Raw genomic sequence first — 23720 nt, 5'->3', positions numbered from 1 at the left:
CCAACACCGCGTGGCGAATGCGCTGCAGGCAGCCGAGCAGGGTAATGCCCTCGTCGGCGTGAGCGCCTATCGCGGTGCCGGACGCGGTCTCCGTCGCTTCTGCGGGGTGTATCCGGCAGGCGTGCGACGGCGTGGGCAGACAGGGGTAGAGCGAAGAGGTCAACGCGGCATCCTCGTGCGTGAGGTGCTCGGAAAATGAATGCGCTTGAAATTGAGATAGGCAAAATCTCTTTAATTCCGGTGATTGCATTGAGCATTGCAACTAATTGCATGGGATGACCCGGGGTAGGCGCCTACGCTGCGCCCCTCATCCCCAGGGCGGTGTCGGTTTCAGCCGACGTCGAATCATCGTTGCAATGAATGCATGCTCGCTTGTCTTCGCTCCGCCTCTTCGTCGCGCACGCCATTGCCTGGCAACGGCCGCCGCCGTATCGCTGGCATTGGGTCTGGTCGCGCCAGAGCGTGCCTACCGCCTGGAATACACCACCCCCGATGCCTACGGCCTGTCGTGGAGCCACGCGGTCTGCACCCCGCTACCTGCGCCCAGCCCGGGTCTGCAGGCCGCACTGGAAGCGCCTGGCGAATCCTCGTTTTGAGTTCCCTTTCCTCTCTCTATCTGGAGTTCCGCATGCACCTGTTCAACCGCATCACCCTGTGCACCGCCCTGCTGGCCGCCGCGCCGCTGGCCGTGGCTGACACCGCCACCCTCACCATCACCGGCCGGGTGCTGCCCGGCACCTGCACGCTGACCGCCGCGCCGATCGATCTGGACGAGATCAAGGCCAGTGACCTCACTCCCGGCGCGGACAGCCAGATCAAGGCCGGCGCGCTGGAGTTCAACGGCTGCGTGGGCGTGAGCAAGGCCGTGCTGTCCTTCGCCGGCACCGCGGCCGATGGCGATGCCGAGCGCTGGAAGAACACCGCGACCACCGATCCGGCCAGCGGCGTCTCGATCTCGCTGCTGTCGGGCACCACAGGCACCACCTATCTGAAGGACGGCGACACCGGCATCGATGTGTCGGTGACCGGCGCCACCGCGCGCTACGACCTGCGCGCGGCTTACCACGCGCCGAGCGGTGCGTCGCTGAGCGCCGGCGGGGTATCCACCGAAATCGTGGTTACCGCTGACTACGAGTGAGTGATGGCCGTACGCGCGCGATGTGCGCCGGCCACTGGCTATCTGCTGAAATGGAGATCGTTGTATGTCTGTCCTTGTCCGCACCTCATCTACCGGCGTATCGACGCGCATGTCGCTCCCCGCGAAACTGTTCACTTCGCTGGCACTCCTGCTATCCGCTGGTACCGTGGTTGCCTGTGAGCAATACTCGGCGAAGCCGGACGTGCTGCTCGACACCGTCTATACGTCTGCTCCGACTGGACCCAATGTCTTCATGGCTGAGGAGCGAGGCCGGGTTGCCTATCAAAAATGCGCGCTGCCCGGTGGCATCGTTTCGGTCTTCGTGCGCCTGGAGGTTCCTGGGTTGACCTATGCTGGGGACATCCAATACCAAGGGCGGACCTACGCATCCTATGCCACTGCCACCGACTCAGCGCTGCTTGCCTTCGATACCTTCTCGAACTTCCTTGATCGCAGGCCCGTGCGTTTGGGCGAGGAACTGGAGTTGCCGTATGAAACCAATTCAAGTGATGGCGTGCAGAACACCATCAACTACACGGCGCTGGTCTTCTCGCGCGGCGGGCGCATGCGCACGTCCAGCGTGCGGACCGGGCAGGTGTCGCTGCGATCGCCGGCACACCCTGAGCTTGATGTGACATCGGCCTACTATCTCGCGCCCCAGTTCCCGGCCGTGACCTGTCCGCTGCAGGATGTCTCTGAAACGCTTCAGGATGTCCAGTGGGCAGAGTTGCCCACGCCGGGCAGCACTGCCAAGGAGAAGCCGGTGGCGGTCCGCCTGAGTTGCGGCACGGATGCGCCGCGCGCGCAGATCACCCTGACCGATGCTGGCGACCCGACAAATTCGGGAAGCCAACTGACACCCACGGCTGATTCAGATGCCAAAGGTGTGCGGGTGCAGCTCCTGCAAGCGGGGAGTGAAGTGAACTTCGGACGTATCTGGAATTTCGAACCGGGTGTTGGCGGAACGCATGACATTGCATTCACCGCTCGCTACATCCGGACCGATGAGCCGTTGATGCCTGGTCTGATCAAGGGAGAGGCGGTGCTCAACGTCGACTACTGGTAAGACCGTGAAGTTCGCCCGTGCAGGTGATGCGCGTGGGGCAATCGCCGACAGGTACCCGCGCGTTGGCGATTCTGCAACATATTGGATGGTTTGGCACAGCAGCGATGGCTAGGATCGTCCGATCTTCGCCAAGGCGCCAACATGAAACTTGAGTCCATTCGTTCCACACTTTTCTCTTCACTGCGCGGAACCAACGTGCGCCGCGCACCAGACGTGGCCATCGCCGGTAACAAGCAGGTGTTGCGCGGCCCACTCCGGCAGGGGGCGGCGCTCCTTGCCGGTGCGCTGATGGTCTCCGGTACAGCAGCAGCATGCGAGCACTACACGGCGTATCCCGACGTTGTGCTTGATTCGTTCTATGCGTCTGCTCCCACACAACCGCGGATCTTCATTGATCAGGAGCGCGGGCGCTTGGCGATGAGGAAGTGTCCGTTCCCCGGTGGGCCGATTCCTGTCATCGTGCGTCTGGACATCCCGGGGCTTACCTATGTGGGTGAACTGCAGTACGAGGGCCGAACGTATGCGTCCTACGCCACCTCGGCTGATTCGGCGCTGCTGGCCTTCGACGTGTACTGGAATGTTTTCGACCGCAGGCCGCTGCGCCTGGGCGAGGAGATGGAAATCATGTACGAAACGTGCGCCGGCGATGGCCTGCAATACACCATCAACTACACGGCGCTGGTGTTCTCGCGCGGCGGACAGATGCACTCGTCCAGCATCCGTACCGGAGTGGTCTCGCTGCGCTCACCGATGTTCCCAGGCTTGGACAGCAGTGCGTACTACTATCTTGCGCCCCGCTTCAGCGCTGATGCGCGGTAACGCCCATGATGTCCAAGCACATGGGCGCCCGCGCTTCTGCAACCGATTCGATGGTGTGGGCCGGTGGCAGCGGTGAGGGTGAAATGACTTCTGCCAAGGAGATGACATGACACCGTCCCCGGTTGGTTCCGTGCGTCTATGCCTGTTGTGGGCAGCCGCCATGGCCAGTGCACCGGCGCTGGCCTGCACCGCTGTCAATCAAGTGGAGCACGAACTGTGGGGCGACCGTGGCATTGCCCAGGAACCCACGGCCGACGTGCCACTGGATGGGCCACTGTCGGCGCCCACGGTGTCCCGTTTCACCGGATGCTCGACGGGCGACCGCGTACCGGTCCTCATCCGTCCGTCGATGCCAGGACTGACCTACATCCGTGACGTCTTCTGGTCGGGGCAGTGGTACCCGGCATACGCATTCAGTGCGTCGTCGCCTTTGATTGTGTTTCGCGTACTGCGGCTTCCCATGAACCAACCGGTTCCGCTGCGTATCGACCAGTCCACAGAGACCACGATCGAAACCGGATTCGGCCGAGTCGCCGAGCCAATGCTGGGGGTGGTTCTGTTTTCGCGCGGCGGGGTGATGACGGAGGTGCCAGCCTTCCGCGGCAGTGTGGAATTTTCGTTGAAGAACAATCCTGCGGTTGTACTGCGGTACACGGTGGTGCTGAGGCTCCGCCTGCCACAACTGCCCTGCACGGCGAGCGATGCTGCGCTCGCGCTGGAACCGGCGCAGGCGGTGGATCTGTCCACACCAGGGGCCACCGCAGGTACCCGCCCGCTGGAGGTCGTTGTGAACTGCAGATCGGCGGGTACGCCGCTGAACCTCACCGTGGCGGATGTCCATGGCGACAGCGGCGTGCCCGGGCAACTGGTTCCAACCACCGATTCGGTGGCCCGGGGAGTGCGTCTGCGGCTGCTGAGAGACGGGGCGCCCGTCCGGTTTGCCAGCCGCTGGCGGCATGGCCTTTCCGCGGCCGGTCGACAGCGTGTTCCCTTTGAGATCCAGTACATCCGCACCGACGCTGCGCTGGTGCCTGGATATCTGCGTGGCGAAGCAACGTTGACACTCGACCATCGTTGAACGGCCACGTACGCCTCGAAACGTCCCATTCGACATTGCAACTAATTGCATGGTGGGTGCCCAACACGCCATCCACCATGCCGGTCTCGACAAACACAGACCCCCCACGTGCGATTCCATCACATTCACTACTCAGCGCTGGCCATAGCCCTCGCCGCCGTACTCGCTGCAGGCATTCCCGTCCGTGCACACGCACAGCAGGTCATCGCCGACGGTGATGAACAAACCCCTGCAGCGGGTGATTACAGCGCAACCGGAGTCGGCAATCATGCCTTCCATGCGCTCAACGGCGGCAGCATCGTGCCGTTGGGCGCGGTCAACGTAAGCGCCAGTGGCGATGGCGCATCCGCCGCCCGTGCCGAAGGTGCTGGCAGCCGTATCGAACTGAACGGCTCGACCCTGGTCACGACCGGCTTTGGTGCCACCACGGCGCTGGCGACGACGGGCGGTGAACTGCATCTGACGGCGACCGACGTCATCAACAAGGGCACCGGCACGGGCGTCGTGGCGCATACCGGCAGCCAGGCCACGCTGCAGGATGTAAACATCCGCATGGAGGGTGTGTCGTCGGTCGGTCTCGCCGGTGGCGGTGACATCACCATGACCGGTGGCTCGATCTCGGCGATGGGGCTGGGTAGCCGCGCGGTGTCGGCCACCGGTGCGAACATGACCTTGGCGGGCGTTGCAATTGAAGGCGAGTCGGGCATCTGGCTGGGCGATGGCAACCTGCTCGACCTTTCAGGAAGCACCGTGAGGTCCAGCGGCATTGCCTTGGATATCAATGGCCGTGGCAATGCAGTCACTGTGGCGGACTCCAGCTTCCACAGCACCGGCAACGGGACCGGAACCGTCAAGATGTTCTCCGACTCCACGCTGGCAATGGCACGCAGTTCCGTCATCAGTGAGGGTGATCGTGCGGCCGGCATCGATGCACGAACCGGTACGGTGGATCTGGACAGCGTGAGTGTGACCACGTCCGGCGAGAGCAGCCATGGTCTATATGCCGACTTCACTGGCATCGGCGCCGGCCCGATCATCACTGCGCGTGCGGCCCAGGTTCACACCTCGGGCGCGGGTGCGATTGGCGCGGTGGCGCGCCAGGGCGGCAGCATCCACCTGCAGGACAGTGTCATCCTCACTGAAGGACGGCAGGCGCATGGCGTACTGACCGGCGGCGGCGGTGGAATGACGTTGATCAACACTCACGTCCGCACCGAAGGCGAGGGGGCGTGGGCCGCGGTGATCAACGACAACGGCAGCCTGGGCATCGACGGTGGTTCGCTGGCAAGCGCGCAGCATGGCGGCGTGTGGGTGCGCAGCAGCCGTGATGCGGGGTTGACCCTGGCCAATGGCGCGTACGTGTCGGGTGGCAATGGTATTGCCGTTGCGCTGGACGCGGCAGTGGCTGGGCGCTTCGACGTGGTGGTCCAAGGCGGTTCGCAGATGGTCGGCGACATCGTCATCACCCCCGAGGACGAGGACGCCGGCCTGGTGCCACAGTCCGATGTGCATGTACGCCTGGCTGACGGGTCGCTATGGCAGGGTTCGTCGGATCTGGTGCAGACGATGGCGATCGAAAGCGGCAGCCAGTGGACGCTGACCAGCGACGCCACGGTGGGTGACCTGCAGGTGCTCAACAGTGGCGTGGCGTTGTCCGACGGTAGTGGCCGATTCAACACGCTCACCGTGGACGGCGATCTGCACAGCGAAGGTGCGACGTTCCTGTTCCAGGGGACGCTGGGCGGTGACGACAGCCTCTTTGATCGCCTGCATGTGCGTGGCGATACTTCGGGTGATGCCAGTATTGCGGTGAGGAACATCGGGGGTGCCGGCGCTCAGACGACCGACGGCATCCAGCTCATCGAGGTGGATGGCGCATCGCAGGCGACCTATGCGCTGGCCGGACGTGCGGTGGGCGGTTCCCATGAGTACTTCCTGTTCCAGGGCGGTCTTGCCGATCCTTCCGACGGCAACTGGTACCTGCGCTCGCAATGGTTCGATGTATGTGCGGATGATCCGAACGCGCCGGGCTGTGTGGTCGATCCTGGTCCCGGTCCGGGTCCTGACCCGGGTGAGGGCGGTGAAGAAGGTGAGGGCGGCGGCGGCGACCCGGTCATCCCGCCGCCGGTGCTGCGCCCGGAGGCCGGTGCCTACCTGGCCAATCAGTCGGCCGCCATCAACATGTTTGCCCATCGCTTGAACGATCGTATTGGCGCGGTGTCGCTACAGGACGGTCCCACTGCATGGGCGCGCATGGGCCGCCAACAGGCGGATTTCAGCGCGGTCGGCGGTCAGCTGTCGGTGGATGGCAATACGTCGGTACTGCAGATTGGCAGCGACCTGCTGCGTCGGGGTAATGCCGCCTTTGGCGTGATGTTGGGCAGCGGCCGCACCGACAGCACCGTAGTGTCCGAGCTGACCGGCTACAGCGCCAAGGGTCGCGTGCGCGGTAACGCGGTAGGGGTGTACGGCACTTGGATGCAGGATGCCGATGGCACGCAGGGTGCCTACATCGATGCGAACCTGCAGTACGGCCGTTTCGACAACCGGGTGCAAGGCATTGGCCTGGAGCCGGAGCACTATGATTCGCGCGTGGCCAGTGCATCGCTGGAGACCGGCTACACCTTCAATGTGTGGCAGGGCGCTGCCAGTGCGCTGTATGTGCAGCCTCAGCTGCAGCTGTCCCATGTCAACTATCGTGGTGATCGACACGTGGAAACGAACGGCACGGTGATCGACCAGGCCGATGTCGGTGGTCTGAGCGGGCGCCTGGGCGCGCGTGTGTTCGGCCATGGCACCGCAGCCGGCAACATCGTGCAGCCTTACCTGGGTGTCAACTGGCTGCGTGGCAGCGGCACCAGCACGCTGCAGTTCAACGGTGACACGCTGGGTGCGGATGTACCGCGCAACCGCTATGAGGTACAGGCTGGCGCGGAGCTGAAGCTGGGCCAGCGCTGGGGCGCATGGGGTGGGATGACCGTGCAGCGCGGCGACCATGGCTATCGCAACGTGGGTGGCCAGGTGGGTCTGCGCATGGCCTGGTAAGAAGTGCTGCAGGGGTCGGATCCGCTGGGATCCGACCCCTGCAGAGCGCTGATCGATTCTGCGAACGACACACCGTTGTAGAGCCCGCGGTCTATGCCGGCGGCAGCACCTTGCCCGGGTTGAGGATGCCGTCCGGATCCAGCGCGTGCTTGATCGCCCGCATCGCCGCCAGCGTGGCGGGGGAGAAGGCCTGGGCCATGAAATCGCGCTTGGCCAGCCCGATACCGTGCTCGCCGGACAACGTGCCGCCGAGCGCCAAGGTCAGTTCGAAGATCTTCGGCAGCGCGGCATGCGCGCGTGCGTTCTCGTCGGCGTCGTCGGGGTGGTACAGGATGTTGACGTGCAGGTTGCCGTTGCCGGCATGGCCGAAGGTGACGATGGTCAGCGTGTACTCGCGCGCCAGCGCCTGCACGCCGGCGACCAGGTCAGGGATGCGCGACACCGGCACCACCACGTCTTCGTTGATCTTGCCCGGGGCGATGCTGCGCAGCGCGGGCGACAGCGCCTTGCGCGCGGCCCACAGTTTCTCGCGCGCGGCCCCTTCCATCGCCACGTCCAGCGCCAGCAGGCCGTCGCCTTCGGCGGCGGTGGCCAGTGCCTGCAGCAGGTAGGGCAGGGTGTCGTGGTCGCCGTCGGCTTCCACCAGCAGCATTGCGCCGGCCTCGGGCACGTCCGCGCCATTGCGACGCAGCAGCGCCAGGCTGCGCGCGTCCATGAATTCCAGCCGCGTGGGCACCACCGGTTGCGCCATCAGGCGCGACACGGCTGCGGCGGCCGCATCGGCATCGCGGTACAGCACGCGCAACCCGGCCTGGGCGACCGGCAGCGGGGTGAGCTTGAGCGTGGCTTCCACGATCAGCGCCAGGGTGCCTTCGCTGCCGACCAGCAGGTGGGTGAGGTCGTAGCCGGTGGCGTCCTTGGTGTAAGCGCCGCCGCAGTGGATGAGGTCGCCTGCGCCGGTGACCGCCACCAGGCCGAGCACGTTGTCGCGGCTGGTGCCGTACTTCACGGCGCGCGGGCCACCGGCATTGCACGCCAGGTTGCCGCCGATGCTGCAGATGTCGGCGCTGGACGGGTCCGGTGCCCAGAACAGGCCGTGCGGCATCAACGCCTGCTGCAGGTCGCCGTTGAGCACGCCCGGTTCGACCACCGCGCAGCGGTTGCCGGGTTGGATGTCGAGGATGCGCGCCATGCGCGCGAACGACAGCACGATGCTGCCGTTGACCGGTACCGCCGCGCCGGTGGTGCCGGTGCCCGCGCCGCGCGCCACCAGGGCCACGTGGTGCGTGCGACAGGCGCGGACCAGCGCCACCACCTGCTCGCGGTCACGCGGAAACGCCACGCCGAGCGGCAGCTGGCTGCGCCAGGAGTTGTCCTGCGCATGGGCGGCCAGTGCCGCGTCATCGGTGCGCCACCCGTCGTCGCCCAGCAGGGCATGCACGGTGGACAGGAAGGCGGCGGGCAGGGCGGGGGGGGTCGACATCAGGCGTTCCGGGAATTCACAGGGGCGCGTTGGATCAGCCGCCAGCCGATCACGGCGGCGGCCAGCGGCAACCACACCCAACGCAGTTCAGACACAACAGTGGCCAGCCCGCGCGCGCTGAAGAACTGCCCGGCGAACGGCGATACGCGGATCGGGCGCCACGGCGCGAACAACCGCTCGCCACTCCATGGCCACCACAGGGCAACCCCGAGACCGCCGGAGGTGAACGCGTCCAGCAGCGGGTGCGACAGCGCACTGATGCCAACGAACGCGGCGGCCTGCACTGCACTGGCGCGCAGGCGCGTATGCAGTACCGCAGCGAGCACGGCCAGCACCGCAGCGAACACGATCGAATGACTGGCCCCACGGTGGCCGAAGCTGTCGGCATAGGGAATGTGCAGCGCGAAGGCCAGCACATCGGCGTCGGGCAGCATCGCCGCGACCACGCCCGCGGCCAGCAACGGCGCGGCGATGCGACCGCGATCCGCGGCGCACCACAGCGCCAGCGGAATGGCGGCGTGGGTGAAGATGGAGGGCATCAGCAGTCGTCCAGCCGGAACGCGTCGCGCAGCCAGTTCAGCTGCGGGGGCTCGCCACTGGCTTCAACCACGTCGAAGCGGCAGGGCTGCTCGGCCAGCCAGGGATGGGACTGCAGAAACAGCTGCGCGGCGATCACCAGCTTGCGTCGCTTGCGCAGGTCCACCGAAGCCGCGCCGCCGCCGAAGCGGGCAGTGGCGCGGTAGCGCACTTCCACGAACACGACGACATCGCCGTCGCGCATGATCAGGTCGATCTCGCCCCGGCGATACCGCGCGTTGGTGGTAACCGGACGCAGCCCGGCCTCACGAAGATGGTGCTGTGCGGCGGCTTCCACCGCCGCACCGCGTACCGCGCGCCCGGTGGGCACGTGGCTCAGTTGCTGCTGGCGATCGGCATCGGCCGGCCGCCGCTGAAGGTCGACCATGCCGGCACCCGCAGCACGTTGCCGTTGCTGTCCAGGAACAGGGTGCCGGTGGCGCCGGCCAGGCCGCCTTCGGTCGCGACCTTGTCCAGGTAAGCACTGATCTTCCAGGCATCGAAGCCGAACGCGAAAAGGCGACCGGACGCGCCACGTGCCGAAGGCAGGATCTGCCCGGCGGTGGAGGCGGCCGGCAGGCCGGGCACGCCGCGCACGTTCCAGGCTTCGTTCGGATAGACGATGCCGTCCAGCGCCATGTCCTCTTCCGGCTTGCCGGCACCGACCGTCAACTGCGAGGTGCCGACGCGGCTCGCGCCACCGGCGCCGGCCAGCGCCAGCTGCGGGGTCAGTGCACGTGCCTGCGGCGCCTTCACCGCCAGCAGCACGCCGTCGATGGCGCCTGCCGCGCGCACCTGCGCACCGATGTCGCCGACCGTGTCGCTCACGCCGATGGTGGCCACCACCTGCCCGCCACGCTGCGCGAAGCGCTCGCGGAAGGCGGCGGCGGCACGGCGGCCGTTGTCGTCGTTGCTGTGGATCACCAGCACCTTGCTGCGCTCGCGGCCGCGCAGGTATTCGGCGGCGATGATGCCGTCGTCTTCCGGGGCCAGCGAGAAACCGGCGCTGCCGGCCGGCGGGGTGTCCTTGCCGCGGTTCAGGGCCAGCACCGGCACCGGCAGCTCGCGGCGGCCGAACACGGCATCCACTTCGTCGCGCCCCAGCGGGCCGACGATGAAATCGGCACCGGCGGTCACGGCCTTGTCGTAGGCAGCCACGGCACCGGCGGCGGTACCGGCGGTATCGATGAACTGGATGTCCGGGCGGCGGCGGGTTTCGCCGTAATAGCCGCTGAGCAGGCCATCGCGGACCGGCTGCGCGGCGGTGGCCAGGCGGCCGCTGAGCGGCAGCAGCACCGCCATCTTCACCGGCGGGCGGTAGCCATCGCTCATCGCCGGCGGGCGCTTGCTGGTATCGAACTGCGAGGCGCCTTCGCGATCGAACGGACGCGGCAGCGGCAGGCCCCGGGCGATCAGCGCACGGCCGGCGAAGTTGTACAGCGGCTCGTTGGCCGGCAGTGCCGCCGCGCGGGCGCGCAGGGTGGCATCGTCCAGCGTGCCGAGCAGGCCGGCGATGGCCTGCTGGTTGTCGGTACGCGCTTTGCCGGTCAGCGCGGCGTGCGCACGGGCGCGCTCGAGCGCGGCACCGAGGTTGTCGCCGGTGGCCTGCAGTGCGTTGGCGCGCGCCAACTGCCAGCGGGTACGCAGCGATGGGGTGACCGCCTCGGCCGATTCTTTCAGTGCGGCCAGCGCCTGCGCCGGCTGCTTGTCGGCCAGGGCCAGCTCGGCGGTGGTCAGCTGATACCGCTGCAGGCTGGCGCCGCTGAGCTGGCGCGCAGTGACCTGGGCCAGCAGCGTGCGGGCGCGGGTGGCATCGCCGGCTTCGTGCCAGGCGAAGGCGGCATCGGCCAGCGCGGCGCTGCGGGCACTGCCGCGCAGGGTGTTGGCCAGCGCTTCCAGCTGGACCGCCGCATCGCGCGGCTTGCCCTGCTCGATCAGCGCCAGGGCCTGGCTCTGGGCCGGCGAATCCGGCGCACTGGTGAAGCTGGTCGTGGCGCAGCCGGCAAGCAGCATCAGCGACAACGAAAGGGCGGAGATCCGTACGACGGGCTTGTTCATGATCAGGTCCATTCGATGGGGGCAGCGGCCGTGGCCGGGGAACGGTACGATTCTACCCTTGACCACGGAAGAGCCGCTGATGAGTGCTGTCCCCACGCTGTATGTCGTTGCCACCCCGATCGGCAACCTCGCCGATCTGACCCCGCGCGCGCAGCACGTGCTGCGTTCGGTGGCCGCGATCTGCGCCGAGGACACCCGTCGCAGCGGCCAGCTGCTGGCCCACTTCGGCATCCAGCAGCCGCTGGTGGCGCTGCATGACCACAATGAAGAAGCGTTGTCGCAGCGGATCGTGGCGCGCCTGCTGGCGGGCGAGTCGCTGGCGCTGGTCAGTGATGCCGGTACCCCGCTGGTCAGCGACCCGGGTTACCGGCTGGTGCGCGCCGCGCGCGATGCCGGGATCAAGGTCAGCCCGATCCCGGGTGCGTGTGCGGCGATCGCCGCGCTTAGCGTGGCCGGCCTGCCCAGCGACCGCTTCACCTTCGAGGGCTTCCTGCCGGCCAAGGCCTCCGGCCGCCGCGAGCGCCTCCACGCGCTGGCCGGTGAAACCCGCACCCTGGTGTTCTACGAATCCTCGCACCGGATCACCGAATCGCTGGCGGACATGATCGCCGCGTTCGGGCCGGAGCGCCCGGCGGTGCTGGCGCGCGAGCTGACCAAGTTGTTCGAGACCGTGCTCGACGGTGACCTGGCCTCGCTGCTGCAGCGGGTCGAGGCGGACGACAACCAGCGCAAGGGCGAGTTCGTTGTGATGGTGCAGGGCGCGGCCGACGATGAGGAGGCTCAGCTGGTCCAGGGCCGGCGCCTGTACGCCAAGCTGAGCGAGCACCTGCCGCCCTCGACCGCGGCCAAGCTGGCGGCTGAAATCACTGGTGCCCCGCGCAAGGCGTTGTACGGCGGGTAACCGCGATGGACCTTGTTTTGTGGGACAATGCGCACGGCGGAGTCGGCCAGACAGTCGCGTCATCCCTTGCGGATGCCGAGGAAAGTCCGGGCTCCACAGGGCAAGGTGCCAGGTAACGCCTGGGCGGCGCAAGCCGACGGAAAGTGCAACAGAAAGATACCGCCTACGTTTCCTTCGGGAAGCCGGTAAGGGTGAAATGGTGCGGTAAGAGCGCACCGCGAGTCTGGTAACAGACCGGCACGGCAAACCCCACCTGGAGCAAGACCAAATAGGGACCTAATGGCGTGGCCCGCGTCGGGTTCGGGTAGGTTGCTTGAGCGCTGCGGTGACGCATCGCCTAGAAGAATGACTGTCCACGACAAAACCCGGCTTATCGGCCGGCTCCGCCGCTTTTTTCGCGGACTCGCGAAAAAAGCCCCAAGGTTTGCAGCGCAAACCTGGGCCCCGGGCTACCAGCCTCCAATTCCCCGCGCCTGACGGCGCGCCCCCTTACTAAAGGGGGCTGTTGCTCCGCTTGAGTGTCCTGGGGTTTGGGTGCTCGCCGATCACGGCACAGTCCCGACCACGATCAGTCGTGCGTTGCCAGCGTCGTTTCACCCACGCAGACACCTTCCGCATCGAACCGGCGCTCGGCGATGAAGCCGTGGCCGTCGGCGTCCAGTGCGATGATCGTGCTGGCGCGGGTGCCGTACTCCGGGCTGCGGATGAAGGCGGAGGACAGCCAGCGCTCGCGCTCCAGGCCGATGCCGGTCTCCGGCAGGGCGCTGTCGTCAGCGCGGGTCTCATCGCGCAGGGCATCCCACAGTGGCCCCGGATCATCGTTGCCCTGGTCCACCCATGCGCGCAGCGCTGCGTTCAATGTCACGGTTTTCGGCCAGGGCGCATCCAGTGGCCCGTTGGACATCCCGTGGACGCCGGGCGACAAGGAGTGGCGGTGCAGGGGATGGTTGCCGAGGAACTGGCAGCTGACGTGGTCGGCCAGCAGGAGATTGAACGGGGCGAACTCGACCGCGCGCCGGGCGAGCTGGTCGGCGAACAACGCGGCGGGCGCTGCGTCGCGCAGGTAGTCGGCGACCAGGGCGCCGCGTGAGGGGCCGGTCTGCCGGGCCAGCGGGTCGCGCACATTGGTCACCACCGCCATCCGTCCGTGCGCACCGATCCCGGCCCAGGTCCCGCCCGAGCGCAGGTCGCGGCCTGCGGCCACGGCGTCGTCCGGCGCGGGCCACCGGCCCAGGGCGGCGGTCGGCCGCGCGTGGAACTCATCGCGGTTGCCGGCCATCACCAGCTGCCAGCGGGGGTGCGTTTTCCAGGCAAGCGCGAGCAGACACATGCCTCACATTGTGCCGGTTCTGCGCAGCCCTGAGGCGATGCCGATCCCGGCTGGGATGAATACGGGCTGATGTTTCACGCGGTCTCCACAGGCCTGAACTTCGGCGAAATCTCAAAAAATGAGACGAAACAGCAACTTGTGGATAAGCCTTGAACAAGTCTCTAAACATTGCTGCAAGCCCTTGATGTTCAAAGTGATTTCCCCTTCGCAAAGTTGTTGACAACCCAATCGGCACTGCTAAGGTGGGCATCAGAGGGGAAACCGGGTTTTTTGTGGTTTTTCGTGGTTCAATGTTTCACCGGGCGAAGGAAAGGTGAAAACGTCGTGTTTCAAGGCGAGACGGCCATCACTGTTGACGACAAAGGGCGCATGGCGGTTCCGACCGCGCATCGCGACCTCGTCGCGCGTGTGAGCAACAACCGTCTGGTCCTGACCTACAACCCGTTCGAGTCCGGCTGTCTGTGGCTGTACGCCGAACAGGAATGGGAACGCGTCCGTGACGACGTCATGTCCAAGCCCAACACACAGCGCGTCGTGCGCCTCCTGCAACAGAAGCTGGTCGGTTCGGCCGCGCATCTGGAGCTGGACGGCAACGGCCGCATCAGTATTCCCGCCAGCCACCGTGGTGCCGTTGGCATTGAAAAGAAGGCGGTGCTGCTCGGTATGGGCGACAAATTCGAATTGTGGAGCGAGCAGGCTCATCGCGCGTTGATCCAGCAGACGTTGTCTGACGAGGATCTCGGCGATGGGTTGCTCGACCTGAAGTTGTGAGCCGGGGTGCCCGGATGCGCGGAGCAGCGCAGACCGGTCACCTTCCGGTGTCGCAGTCGCCGGCAGGCCACCTGCCGGTCCTGTACACGCAGGTCTTGGATGGCCTGAAGGTGATCGAAAACGGCGTGTATCTCGATGGCACGTTCGGTCGTGGCGGTCACGCCCGCGGCGTGCTCGAGCAACTCGGTCCTGGAGGCCGGCTGCTGGTCATGGACAAGGATCCCGAGGCGATTGCGGTAGCCGAGCGCGATTTCGCGCCGGACCCGCGCGTCTCGATTTTCCGTGGCAGCTTCGCCGATCTGCTGCACTGGGAGGCCACCGCCGAGGGCCTGGATGGCGTGCTGTTCGATCTGGGCGTGTCCTCGCCCCAGCTGGATGTCGCCGAGCGCGGTTTCAGCTTCGGCAAGGATGGCCCGCTGGACATGCGCATGGATCCGGACAGCGGCGAAAGCGCTGCCCAGTGGCTCAACCGCGTTGAAGAGCGCGAGCTGATGGACGTGCTGTGGACCTATGGCGAAGAGCGCCAGGGCCGTCGCATCGCCAAGGCCATTGTCGCCCGCCGCGACAAGCAGCCCTTCACCCGCACCGCCGAACTGGCGGAGTTGATCGCCTCGGTGATGCCGCGTGGCAAGGACAAGATCCACCCGGCCACGCGCAGCTTCCAGGCGATCCGCATCCATATCAACCGTGAACTGGCCGATCTCGAAGCCGGTCTGGACGCGGCACTGGCACGCCTCAAGCCCGGTGGCCGGTTGGCGGTGATCAGCTTCCATTCGCTGGAAGACCGCATCGTCAAACAGTTCATGAACCGCTACGCCAAGGCGCCGCCGAGCAACCGCCGGTTGCCCGAGCTGGCCGCGTTCGTGCCGACGCTGGACCTGCAGGGCGGCGCCATCAAGGCCGAAGACGACGAGCTGGCAGTCAATCCGCGCTCGCGCAGCGCCGTGCTGCGCGTCGCCGAAAAGCGTGAGGTGGCCGGATGAGTCGCCTGCTGTTGATCGTGCTGCTGGCCTGCACCGTCGCCTCGGCGATCGGCGTGGTGTTCATGCGCCACCGCCACCGCCAGACCTTCGTGGAGCTGTCCCGGGTCGAGCGTGCGCGCGATGAGATCAACATCGAGTTCGGTCGCCTGCAGCTTGAGCAGGCCACCCTGGCCGAGGCGACCCGGGTCGACCGCGTCGCCCGCGAGCGCCTGGGCATGAAGTTCCCGGAAGCGGCCGATGTCGTGGTGATCCGGCCATGAACAAGTCGGGTCGCAACCGTGCGCGCAACAGCTTCAACCTCCGCCAGCGCCTGAAGTGGGTGGGGCTGGCGCTCGGCTTGTGCTCGGTCTCGCTGGTCGGCCGCGCCGCCTACGTGCAGATCATCAACAGCGAGTTCTACCAGCGCCAGGGCGAAGCGCGTTACCTGCGCGAACTGCCGATCAACACCTCGCGCGGCATGATCACCGACCGCAATGGCGAACCGGTGGCGGTGTCCACCCCGGTCGCCTCGATCTGGGTCAACCCGCAGGAACTGCTGCGTTCGCCGGACCGTATCCCCGAGCTGGCGACCGCGCTGGGCATGCCGCTGGATGAGCTGACCTCCAAGCTCTCGCAGAAGGCCGATAAGGAATTCATGTACCTGCGCCGCCGGATCAATCCGGACGATGCGGAGAAAGTGGTCGCGTTGAAGATCCCGGGCGTGGCCTCGCAGCGCGAGTTCCGCCGCTTCTACCCGCAGGGTGAGGCGATGGCGCACGTGCTCGGCTTCACCAACATCGACGACCGCGGCCAGGAAGGGCTGGAGCTGGCCTTCGACGAATGGCTGCGCGGCAAGGCCGGCGCCAAGCGCGTGATCCGCAACCGCAAGGGCGACACGGTGGAGAGCGATCTGCTGCGCGCCGCCGAGCCGGGCAAGGACCTCACCCTCAGCATCGACCGCCGCATCCAGTTCCTGGCCTTCAAGGAGCTGCGCAACGCGCTGATCGAGAACAAGGCAGCCGGCGGTTCGATGGTGATCATGGATGTGGCCACCGGCGAGATCCTGGCCATGGTCAACCTGCCGACCTACAACCCCAATGCCGTGGGTGGCGCTGCGCCGGACACCCGCCGCAACCGCGCGGTGACCGATCTGGTCGAGCCGGGTTCGACCATGAAGCCGCTGACCATCGCCTCGGCGCTGCAGTCCGGCGTGGTCACCAAAGACACCACGGTGGATACCAACCCGGGCTACATGGCGCTGGGCCGCTACACGATCAAGGACGTGCCGCGGAACAATGGCGTGCTCACCGTCACCGGCGTGATCACCCGCAGCTCGAACATCGGCGCGGCCAAGATCGCCGCCAAGATGCCGGACCAGGTCTTCTACGACCACATTCACAGCTTCGGTTATGGCGTCGCCCCGCACAGCGGCTTCCCGGGCGAATCGGCCGGCGTGCTGCCGCGCCCGGCGCGCTGGAGTGGTCCGTCCAAGACCACGATGTCCTATGGCTACGGCCTGAATGTCAGCCCGCTGCAGATCGCGACCGCCTACTCGGCGCTGGGCAACGGCGGCAAGCTGATCGCGCCGACCTTCGTCAAAGGCCAGCGCAACGAAGGCAAGCAGATCATCGATGAGAACATCGCCAAGGAAGTGGTGGCGATGATGGAAACCGTGGTCACCCAGGGCGGCGCCAAGCAGGCGGCGGTGCTGGGTTACCACGTGGCCGGCAAGACCGGCACCGCCCGCAAGGCCGGCCCCGGCGGTTACGAGCGTGGCCATTACAACGCGCTGTTCGCCGGCGTGGTGCCGGCCACCAACCCGCGTTTCGCCACGGTCATCGTCATCAACGACCCGCAGGGCGGCAAGTACTACGGCGGCCTGGTGTCCGCACCGGTGTTCCACAACGTCATGGAAGGCGCGCTGCGCCTGATGGACGTGCCGCCGGATGACATCGAGTCGTGGCTGGCCGCCCAGCAGTCCGGAAAGCTGGGGCATACCGCCTCGTCGTTGCCGACGCCGCCACCGGAAACGGTGATCGCGCCCGATGCCGCCGCAGAATTCGATGCCGCGCTGCCCAGCGCGCACGCCACAGTGCCGCCCGCGCAGGGAGGCACGCAATGAGCCAGATGATGTTGCTGTCGCAGTTGCTTCCCGATGTGGTGCTGAGCCACGACCCGACCATCACCGGCTTGGTGCTGGACAGCCGCGCGGTGCGCCCGGGCAATGCCTTCGTGGCGATCGCCGGCTTCGGCGCGCACGGGCTGGGCTTTGTCGATCAGGCCCGCGCCAATGGCGCCGGGGCGATCCTGTTCGATCCGCCGGCCCCGGCCGAGCTGCCTGCGCCGGCCGATGCGATTGCCGTGCCCGGCCTGCGCCACCGCATGGGTGCGATGGCCGACCAGTTCCACGGCCATCCGTCGCGCGCGATGACCATGGTGGGCGTGACCGGCACCAACGGCAAAACCTCCACCGTCCAGCTGCTGGCCCAGGCCTGGCACCTGCTCGGCACCCGCAGTGGAAGTATCGGCACGCTGGGCGTCGGACTTTATGGCGATGTCGTGCCGACCGGCTTCACCACGCCGCTGGTGCTGCAGATGCATGAGGTGCTGGCACAGCTGCGCGACGGGGGTGCCCAGGCCGTGGCGATGGAAGTCAGCTCGCACGCGCTCGACCAGGGCCGCGTGGATGCGGTGCACTACGACGTGGCGGTGTTCACCAATCTCACCCGCGACCATCTCGACTATCACGGCGACATGGCGCAGTACGGCGCGGCCAAGGCCAAGCTGTTCCACCGCGACGGGCTCAAGGCCGCCGTGGTCAATCTCGATGACAGCTTCGGCAGTGAACTGCTGCGCACCGTCGGCGAGACCGTGCGCCCGATCGGTGTGAGCTCGCGCGGTGCCGCGCAGGCCACCCTGCGCGCCGATTCGCTCACCCTGGACGGCCGCGGCATCGCCTTCGATCTGGTCGTGGACGGTCAGCGCCACCCGGTGCAGTCGCCGCTGCTCGGGCGCTTCAACGTGGACAACCTGCTGGCCGTGGCCGGTGCGCTCTATGCACTGGATCACACCCCGGCCGCGATCGCCGCGCTGCTCTCGCAGCTGCAGCCGATCGCCGGGCGCATGAACCGCCTGGGCGGCGAGGGTGGCCTGCCCACCGTCGTGGTCGATTACGCCCATACCCCGGATGCGCTGGAACAGGCGTTGACCAGCGTGCAGGGCCATCTGGCCGGGCGCCTGGTCTGCGTGTTCGGCTGTGGTGGCGAGCGCGACACCGGCAAGCGCCCCCAGATGGCCGCCATCGCAGAACGCCATGCCGACGTGGTCATCGTCACCGACGACAATCCGCGCGGTGAAGACGGCGACGTGATCGTGGCCGACATCCTCAAGGGATTCGAGGCACCCGCTGCCGTCACCGTGCAGCGCGACCGCGCCGCCGCGATCGCCACCGCGATCGGCCAGGCCGGCGCGGGCGACATCGTGTTGATCGCCGGCAAGGGCCACGAGCCCTACCAGGAGATCCACGGGGTCAAGCACGCGTTCGACGACACTGAAGTCGCCGGCCGTGTGCTGGCCGCGCGCGCGGAGGATGCACCATGAAGCGCACCCCGCTCTCGCTGATCGCCCACTGGGCCGGTGGCGAGATCCATGGCGAAGACACCGCCATCGATGCCATCAGCAATGACACCCGCACGCTGGCCCCGGGCAGCCTGTACGTGGCCCTGCGTGGCGAGCGCTTCGATGGCCATGACTTCGCAGCCGACGCCCTGGCGCGCGGTGCCTCGGCGATGCTGGTGGAGCGCCTGCTGGATGTGGCGCTGCCACAGATCGTGGTCGCTGACAGCGAGCATGCCCTGGGCCGCATCGCCGCCGGCATGCAGCGCGACCGCGACACCGCGGTCTTCGCGATCACCGGCAGCAACGGCAAGACCAGCGTCAAGAGCCTGCTGCTGGCGATCCTGGAACAGGTGGCACGTGACGACCGCAAGGTGGTCTATGCCAACCCGGGCAACCGCAACAACGAGATCGGCCTGCCGCTGGCGGTGCTCGACGCGCCGGAAGATGCCGACTACGCCGTCTACGAAATGGGCGCCGGCAAGCCGGGCGACATCGCTTACCTCACCGAGATCGTGCGCCCGCACTACGCACTGGTGAACAACATCGCCCCGGCGCATCTGGAACGCATGGGCAGCCTGCAGGGCGTGGCCACCACCAAGGGCGCGATCTACGCGGCGCTGCCGTCCGATGGCGTGGCCGTGATCAATGCCGATGACGCCTTCGGGATCTGGTTCGAACAACACATCGTCGGTCAGCCGCCGCGCTGCCGCGTGCTGCGCTACGGCTTGGACCACAGTGCCGATGTCACCGCACGTGCGATCCGCCCGGCCGCGCAGGGCAGCCAGTTCGTGCTGTCCACGCCCGCGGGCGATGCCGAGATCACGCTGGGCCTGCCGGGCCGGCACAACATCAGCAACGCGCTGGCCGCTGCCTCGCTGGCACTGGCCGCGGGCATTGCGGTGGCGCAGATCGCCGCCGGCCTGGCCCGCGCCGAGCCGGTCCCGGGTCGCCAGATCGCGCACCAGCTGCCCAATGGCGCGGTGCTGATCGATGACAGTTACAACGCCAACCCCGGTTCGCTGGCCGCCGCCATTGATGCCCTGGCTGCCTCGAAGGACGAGGGCTGGCTGGTACTGGGCGACATGCGCGAACTCGGCCCGGACGGCGAGGCGTTGCATGCCCAGGCCGGCCGCCGCGCCCGCGAGGCCGGCCTGAAGCGGCTGTACACGCTCGGCCCGCTGAGCGCTGCCGCCTCGACCGCCTTCGGTGAAGGCGGCCAGCCGTTCCAGAGTCACCAGGCCCTGGCCGCCGCGCTCGCCACCGAACTGCATGCCGGCGTGCGCTGCCTGGTCAAGGGCTCGCGTGGCAGCGCCATGGACACGATCGTCAAAGCGCTGCTCGCGCAAGGAGAGGAAACCCCCCATGTTGCTTGAACTGGCCCGATGGCTGCAGCAGTTGGAGAGCCTGTTCGGGCTGTTCGGCTATCTGACCCTGCGCGGCATCCTCGCGGCGCTCACCGCCCTGTTCCTGTCGCTGTGGCTCGGCCCGGCGATGATCCGCAAGCTGGCCCAGTTCAAGGGCGGCCAGCCGATCCGTACGGATGGCCCGCAGACCCATTTCGCCAAGGCCGGCACGCCGACCATGGGCGGCTCGCTGATCCTGCTGACGATCACGCTGTCGGTGTTGCTGTGGGCCGACCTGCGCAATCGCTATGTCTGGCTGGTGCTGGCGGTGATGCTGTGCTTCGGCGCGATCGGCTGGTACGACGACTGGATCAAGATCGTCCGGCGCGATCCGAACGGCCTGAAGTCGCGCTGGAAGTACCTGCTGCAGTCGATCTTTGGTCTGGCCGCCGGTCTGTTCCTGTTCTACACCGCCGATGTCCCGGCGGCGATGACGTTCTACATTCCGATGTTCAAGTCGATCGCGCTGCCGCTGGCCGGCATCAGCTTCGTGGCCATCGCGTATTTCTGGATCGTCGGCTTCTCCAACGCGGTCAACCTGACCGACGGCCTGGACGGGTTGGCGATCATGCCGACGGTGCTGGTCGCCTGCGCCCTGGGCGTGTTCGCCTATGCCTCGGGCAACGTGGTGTTCTCCAGCTACCTGCAGATCCCGCAGATCCCGGGCGCCGGTGAGCTGGTCATCATCTGCGCGGCGATCGCCGGCGCAGGCCTGGGCTTCCTCTGGTTCAACACCTATCCGGCCATGGTCTTCATGGGCGACATCGGCGCGCTGGCGCTGGGTGCGGTGCTGGGCACGATCGCAGTGATCACCCGCCAGGAACTGGTGCTGGTGGTGATGGGCGGCGTGTTCGTGATCGAGACGCTGTCGGTGATGATCCAGGTCGCCTCGTTCAAGCTGACCGGCAAGCGCGTGTTCCGCATGGCGCCGATCCACCACCACTTCGAACTCAAGGGCTGGCCGGAGCCGCGCGTGATCGTGCGCTTCTGGATCATCTCCGTCGTGCTGGTCCTGATCGGCCTGGCCACGTTGAAGGTCCGCTGATGAACGACCTGTCGCGCCAAGCCACCCGCCTGGAAGCCATCGGAGGCCACTTCGACAAGTGGCTGCTGGGCGCGATCATCGCGCTCACCGGGCTTGGCGTGGTGATGGTCGCGTCGAGCTCGATCGCGCTGATGAGCAGCCCGTTCTATTACCTCAACCGCCACCTGATCTTCCTGGCGGTGGGTATCGGCCTGGCGATCGTCGCCATGCGTACCGAACTCAAGAGCATCGAGCAGTACAACCAGATCCTGCTGCTGGGCTGCTTCGCGCTGCTGGTGGTGGTGTTCATCCCGGGCCTGGGCAGCAGCGTCAACGGTGCCCGCCGCTGGATCAACCTGGGCATCTCCAAGTTCCAGACCGTCGAAGCGGTCAAGGTGCTCTACATCGTGTGGCTGTCCAGCTATCTGGTCCGCTTCCGCGATGAGGTCAATGCCACCTGGCCGGCAATGCTCAAGCCGCTCGGCGTGGCTGGCGCGCTCGTGGTGCTGCTGCTGCTGCAGCCGGACTTCGGCTCGTCCACCCTGCTGCTGGCGATCACCGCCGGCATGCTGGTGCTGGGCGGGGTCAACATGCCGCGCATGTCCATGCCGGTGATCATCGGCATGGTCGGCATGAGCGCGCTGGCGATCATCGAACCGTACCGCATGCGCCGCATCACCTCCTTCCTGGATCCGTGGGCCGATCAGCAGGGCGACGGCTACCAGCTGTCCAACGCGCTGATGGCCGTGGGCCGTGGCGAGTGGACCGGCGTGGGCCTGGGCAATTCGGTGCAGAAGCTCTATTACCTGCCCGAAGCGCATACCGACTTCATCTTCTCGGTCACCGCCGAGGAGCTGGGCTTCCTGGGCACCTGCCTGATCATTTCGCTGTATGCGCTGCTGGTCGGCCGGACCTTCTGGCTGGGCATGCGCTGCGTGGAAATGAAGCGCCACTTCTCCGGCTACATCGCCTTCGGCATCGGCCTGTGGATCAGCATGCAGAGCTTCGTCTCGATCGGGGTCAACCTCGGCATCCTGCCGACCAAGGGCCTGACCCTGCCGCTGATTTCCTCGGGCGGCTCGAGCGTGCTGATGACCTGCGTGGCGATGGGCCTGCTGCTGCGCGTCTCCTATGAACTGGACCGCGCCGAGCGCCGCCAGGCCGTGCGCATGGGCGCCGACCAGGAGGGTCCGCTGCCGGGCGATGTCCCCAAGGCCGACAGCGCCAGTGCCATCGCCGCGGCGATGCAGGACAGCGCTGCACGCGATAGCGCACCGCGTGACAGCGCCACGCGTGGCACCAGCCGCATGCAGCAACGCATCGAGCCGACGCTGGGGAGGATGGGATGAGCACGCCCCGCCTCGATCCGTCCCAGCGCCCGGTCATGATCATGGCCGGCGGCACCGGTGGACACATCTTCCCCGGCCTGGCCGTGGCCAAGGTGCTGCGCGAGCGCGGCGTGCCGGTCACCTGGCTCGGTGCCGACGGCGCGATGGAAACGCGCCTGGTGCCGCAGCACGATATCCACATCGATACGCTGGCCATCGGCGGCCTGCGCGGCAAGGGCAAGCTGGCCCTGATCGGCGCGCCGCTGCGGCTGCTGCGTGCGATCCGTGCGGCCGGCTTCCTGATCCGTGATCGTCAGCCGCGTGCGGTGATCGCCTTCGGTGGCTTCGCTTCCGGCCCCGGCGGTATCGCCGCGCGCCTGCACGGGTTGCCGTTGCTGGTGCACGAACAGAACCGCGCCCCGGGCATGACCAACCGCGTGCTGTCGCGCGTCGCGCGCCGGGTACTGGCCGGTTTCCCGGGCAGCTTCGCCCAGCGCGAGGAAGCGGTCGGCAATCCGGTGCGTGCCGAGATCGCCGCGATCACCCCGCCGGAGCTGCGCCTGGCCAACCGTCAGGGCCCGCTGCGCCTGCTGGTGCTGGGTGGCAGCCAGGGCGCACGCGTACTCAACAACGCGGTGCCCAAGGCACTGGCCGCGCTGGGCGCCCGCATGCCGGTGCAGGTGCGTCACCAGAGCGGCGAGAAGCTGCATGCCGAAGCGCTGCAGGCCTATGCCGATGTCGACGTGCAGGCAAGCGTGGAGCCGTTCATTGCCGACATGGCCGAGGCGTTTGCCTGGGCCGATCTGGTGGTGTGCCGCTCCGGTGCGTCCACGCTGGCCGAGCTGTGCGCGGTCGGGGTGGGCAGCGTGCTGGTGCCGTTCGCAGCCGCCGTCGACGATCACCAGACCCGCAACGCGGAGTATCTGGTCGAGCGCGGCGCCGCTGTGTTGCTGAAGCAGGATGAAACGCTGGCGACACAGCTGGAAGGCGTGTTGCGTGATTTGTCCGAACATTCCGCCCGACGCATGCAGATGGCCAAGGCCGCGCGTGCCCTGGCCAAGGTCGATGCCGCTGAGCGCATCGCCGACATCATTCTCGAGGAATCCAAATGAACACCGCT

Annotated in this window: 21 protein-coding genes and 1 other RNA gene; 17 read left to right on the top strand and 5 right to left on the bottom strand. The window is 67.1% G+C overall.

What is annotated here, in order from left to right:
- The first annotated feature begins 356 nt into the window (after positions 1-356).
- The 6 genes from ABE464_RS11955 to ABE464_RS11930 all read left to right on the top strand — a co-directional run bounded on the left by ABE464_RS11955 (position 357) and on the right by ABE464_RS11930 (position 7146).
- Positions 357-596 carry a hypothetical protein gene (locus ABE464_RS11955; RefSeq protein ID WP_346472126.1) on the top strand — a complete coding sequence of 80 codons (240 nt, stop codon included), beginning with the start codon at positions 357-359 and terminating at the stop codon, positions 594-596.
- Complete coding sequence (locus ABE464_RS11950; protein ID WP_346472125.1) at positions 593-1138, top strand: fimbrial protein; 546 nt, start codon at positions 593-595, stop codon at positions 1136-1138. The genes ABE464_RS11955 and ABE464_RS11950 overlap by 4 nt, the downstream gene beginning before the upstream one ends.
- 64 nt (positions 1139-1202) lie before the next feature.
- Positions 1203-2204: a fimbrial protein gene (locus ABE464_RS11945; RefSeq protein WP_346472124.1), complete on the top strand. Its 1002-nt coding sequence runs from the start codon at positions 1203-1205 to the stop codon at positions 2202-2204.
- 141 nt (positions 2205-2345) lie between these two features.
- A complete protein-coding gene (locus ABE464_RS11940; RefSeq protein WP_346472123.1) occupies positions 2346-3023 on the top strand; it encodes a hypothetical protein in 678 nt (225 codons plus the stop codon).
- Positions 3024-3129: 106 nt separating this feature from the next.
- Positions 3130-4101: a hypothetical protein gene (locus tag ABE464_RS11935; protein WP_346472122.1), complete on the top strand. Its 972-nt coding sequence runs from the start codon at positions 3130-3132 to the stop codon at positions 4099-4101.
- Between the two features lie 108 nt (positions 4102-4209).
- The gene (locus tag ABE464_RS11930; RefSeq protein WP_346472121.1) at positions 4210-7146 is read left to right on the top strand and encodes an autotransporter outer membrane beta-barrel domain-containing protein; all 2937 of its coding nucleotides are present in this window, start codon (positions 4210-4212) and stop codon (positions 7144-7146) included.
- 91 nt (positions 7147-7237) lie between these two features.
- Here the strand turns inward: ABE464_RS11930 and ABE464_RS11925 are convergent, their stop codons facing one another.
- Genes ABE464_RS11925 through ABE464_RS11910 form a run of 4 tightly spaced genes read right to left on the bottom strand, consistent with a single transcriptional unit; the run spans position 7238 to position 11263 of the window.
- Positions 7238-8629: an FAD-linked oxidase C-terminal domain-containing protein gene (locus tag ABE464_RS11925; protein ID WP_346472120.1), complete on the bottom strand. Its 1392-nt coding sequence runs from the start codon at positions 8627-8629 to the stop codon at positions 7238-7240.
- Positions 8629-9168, bottom strand: a complete 540-nt coding sequence (locus ABE464_RS11920) for a metal-dependent hydrolase (RefSeq protein WP_346472119.1) — start codon at positions 9166-9168, stop codon at positions 8629-8631. The genes ABE464_RS11925 and ABE464_RS11920 overlap by 1 nt, the downstream gene beginning before the upstream one ends.
- Complete coding sequence (locus tag ABE464_RS11915; protein ID WP_346472223.1) at positions 9168-9536, bottom strand: YraN family protein; 369 nt, start codon at positions 9534-9536, stop codon at positions 9168-9170. The genes ABE464_RS11920 and ABE464_RS11915 overlap by 1 nt, the downstream gene beginning before the upstream one ends.
- Before the next feature lie 5 nt (positions 9537-9541).
- Positions 9542-11263 (bottom strand): penicillin-binding protein activator, encoded by a 1722-nt coding sequence (locus tag ABE464_RS11910; protein WP_346472118.1) that lies wholly within the window; start codon positions 11261-11263, stop codon positions 9542-9544.
- Positions 11264-11342: 79 nt separating this feature from the next.
- Between ABE464_RS11910 and rsmI the strand changes: the two genes are divergently transcribed.
- Together rsmI and rnpB are read left to right on the top strand one after the other, a co-directional pair.
- Entirely contained in the window at positions 11343-12164 is an 822-nt protein-coding gene (gene rsmI / locus ABE464_RS11905; protein ID WP_346472117.1) for a 16S rRNA (cytidine(1402)-2'-O)-methyltransferase, read from the top strand.
- Positions 12165-12202: 38 nt separating this feature from the next.
- Positions 12203-12553: RNase P RNA component class A (gene rnpB / locus ABE464_RS11900), an RNA gene on the top strand.
- A gap of 179 nt (positions 12554-12732) precedes the next feature.
- On the opposite strand, the gene ABE464_RS11895 is transcribed toward rnpB, so the two are convergent.
- Entirely contained in the window at positions 12733-13494 is a 762-nt protein-coding gene (locus ABE464_RS11895) for an NRDE family protein (RefSeq protein WP_346472116.1), read from the bottom strand.
- 324 nt (positions 13495-13818) lie between these two features.
- Here ABE464_RS11895 and mraZ point away from each other — a divergent pair, with 324 nt between their 5' ends.
- The 9 genes from mraZ to murG are packed head-to-tail and all read left to right on the top strand — an operon-like array spanning position 13819 to position 23712.
- Entirely contained in the window at positions 13819-14265 is a 447-nt protein-coding gene (gene mraZ, locus ABE464_RS11890; RefSeq protein ID WP_019182494.1) for a division/cell wall cluster transcriptional repressor MraZ, read from the top strand.
- Between the two features lie 14 nt (positions 14266-14279).
- Positions 14280-15248: a 16S rRNA (cytosine(1402)-N(4))-methyltransferase RsmH gene (gene rsmH, locus ABE464_RS11885; RefSeq protein ID WP_346472115.1), complete on the top strand. Its 969-nt coding sequence runs from the start codon at positions 14280-14282 to the stop codon at positions 15246-15248.
- Positions 15245-15508, top strand: a complete 264-nt coding sequence (gene ftsL, locus ABE464_RS11880; RefSeq protein ID WP_019182492.1) for a cell division protein FtsL — start codon at positions 15245-15247, stop codon at positions 15506-15508. The genes rsmH and ftsL overlap by 4 nt, the downstream gene beginning before the upstream one ends.
- Positions 15505-17349: a penicillin-binding transpeptidase domain-containing protein gene (locus tag ABE464_RS11875; protein WP_346472114.1), complete on the top strand. Its 1845-nt coding sequence runs from the start codon at positions 15505-15507 to the stop codon at positions 17347-17349. Before ftsL ends, ABE464_RS11875 begins: the two co-directional genes overlap by 4 nt.
- Positions 17346-18827, top strand: coding sequence for a UDP-N-acetylmuramoyl-L-alanyl-D-glutamate--2,6-diaminopimelate ligase (locus ABE464_RS11870; protein WP_346472113.1), 1482 nt, complete (start codon positions 17346-17348; stop codon positions 18825-18827). The genes ABE464_RS11875 and ABE464_RS11870 overlap by 4 nt, the downstream gene beginning before the upstream one ends.
- Positions 18824-20218, top strand: a complete 1395-nt coding sequence (gene murF, locus ABE464_RS11865) for a UDP-N-acetylmuramoyl-tripeptide--D-alanyl-D-alanine ligase (protein WP_346472112.1) — start codon at positions 18824-18826, stop codon at positions 20216-20218. Before ABE464_RS11870 ends, murF begins: the two co-directional genes overlap by 4 nt.
- The gene (gene mraY / locus ABE464_RS11860; RefSeq protein ID WP_088433957.1) at positions 20208-21293 is read left to right on the top strand and encodes a phospho-N-acetylmuramoyl-pentapeptide-transferase; all 1086 of its coding nucleotides are present in this window, start codon (positions 20208-20210) and stop codon (positions 21291-21293) included. The genes murF and mraY overlap by 11 nt, the downstream gene beginning before the upstream one ends.
- A complete protein-coding gene (gene ftsW / locus ABE464_RS11855; RefSeq protein WP_346472111.1) occupies positions 21293-22621 on the top strand; it encodes a putative lipid II flippase FtsW in 1329 nt (442 codons plus the stop codon). The genes mraY and ftsW overlap by 1 nt, the downstream gene beginning before the upstream one ends.
- Positions 22618-23712: an undecaprenyldiphospho-muramoylpentapeptide beta-N-acetylglucosaminyltransferase gene (murG, locus tag ABE464_RS11850; RefSeq protein ID WP_346472110.1), complete on the top strand. Its 1095-nt coding sequence runs from the start codon at positions 22618-22620 to the stop codon at positions 23710-23712. The genes ftsW and murG overlap by 4 nt, the downstream gene beginning before the upstream one ends.
- The last annotated feature ends 8 nt before the right edge of the window (positions 23713-23720 follow it).

Origin of the sequence: Stenotrophomonas sp. TWI587, assembly GCF_039674145.1 — a bacterium.
Lineage (GTDB): Bacteria > Pseudomonadota > Gammaproteobacteria > Xanthomonadales > Xanthomonadaceae > Stenotrophomonas > Stenotrophomonas maltophilia_AY.
The sequence above is the reverse complement of the archived record's forward strand: the minus strand, read 5'-3'. Positions and strand labels throughout refer to the sequence as shown.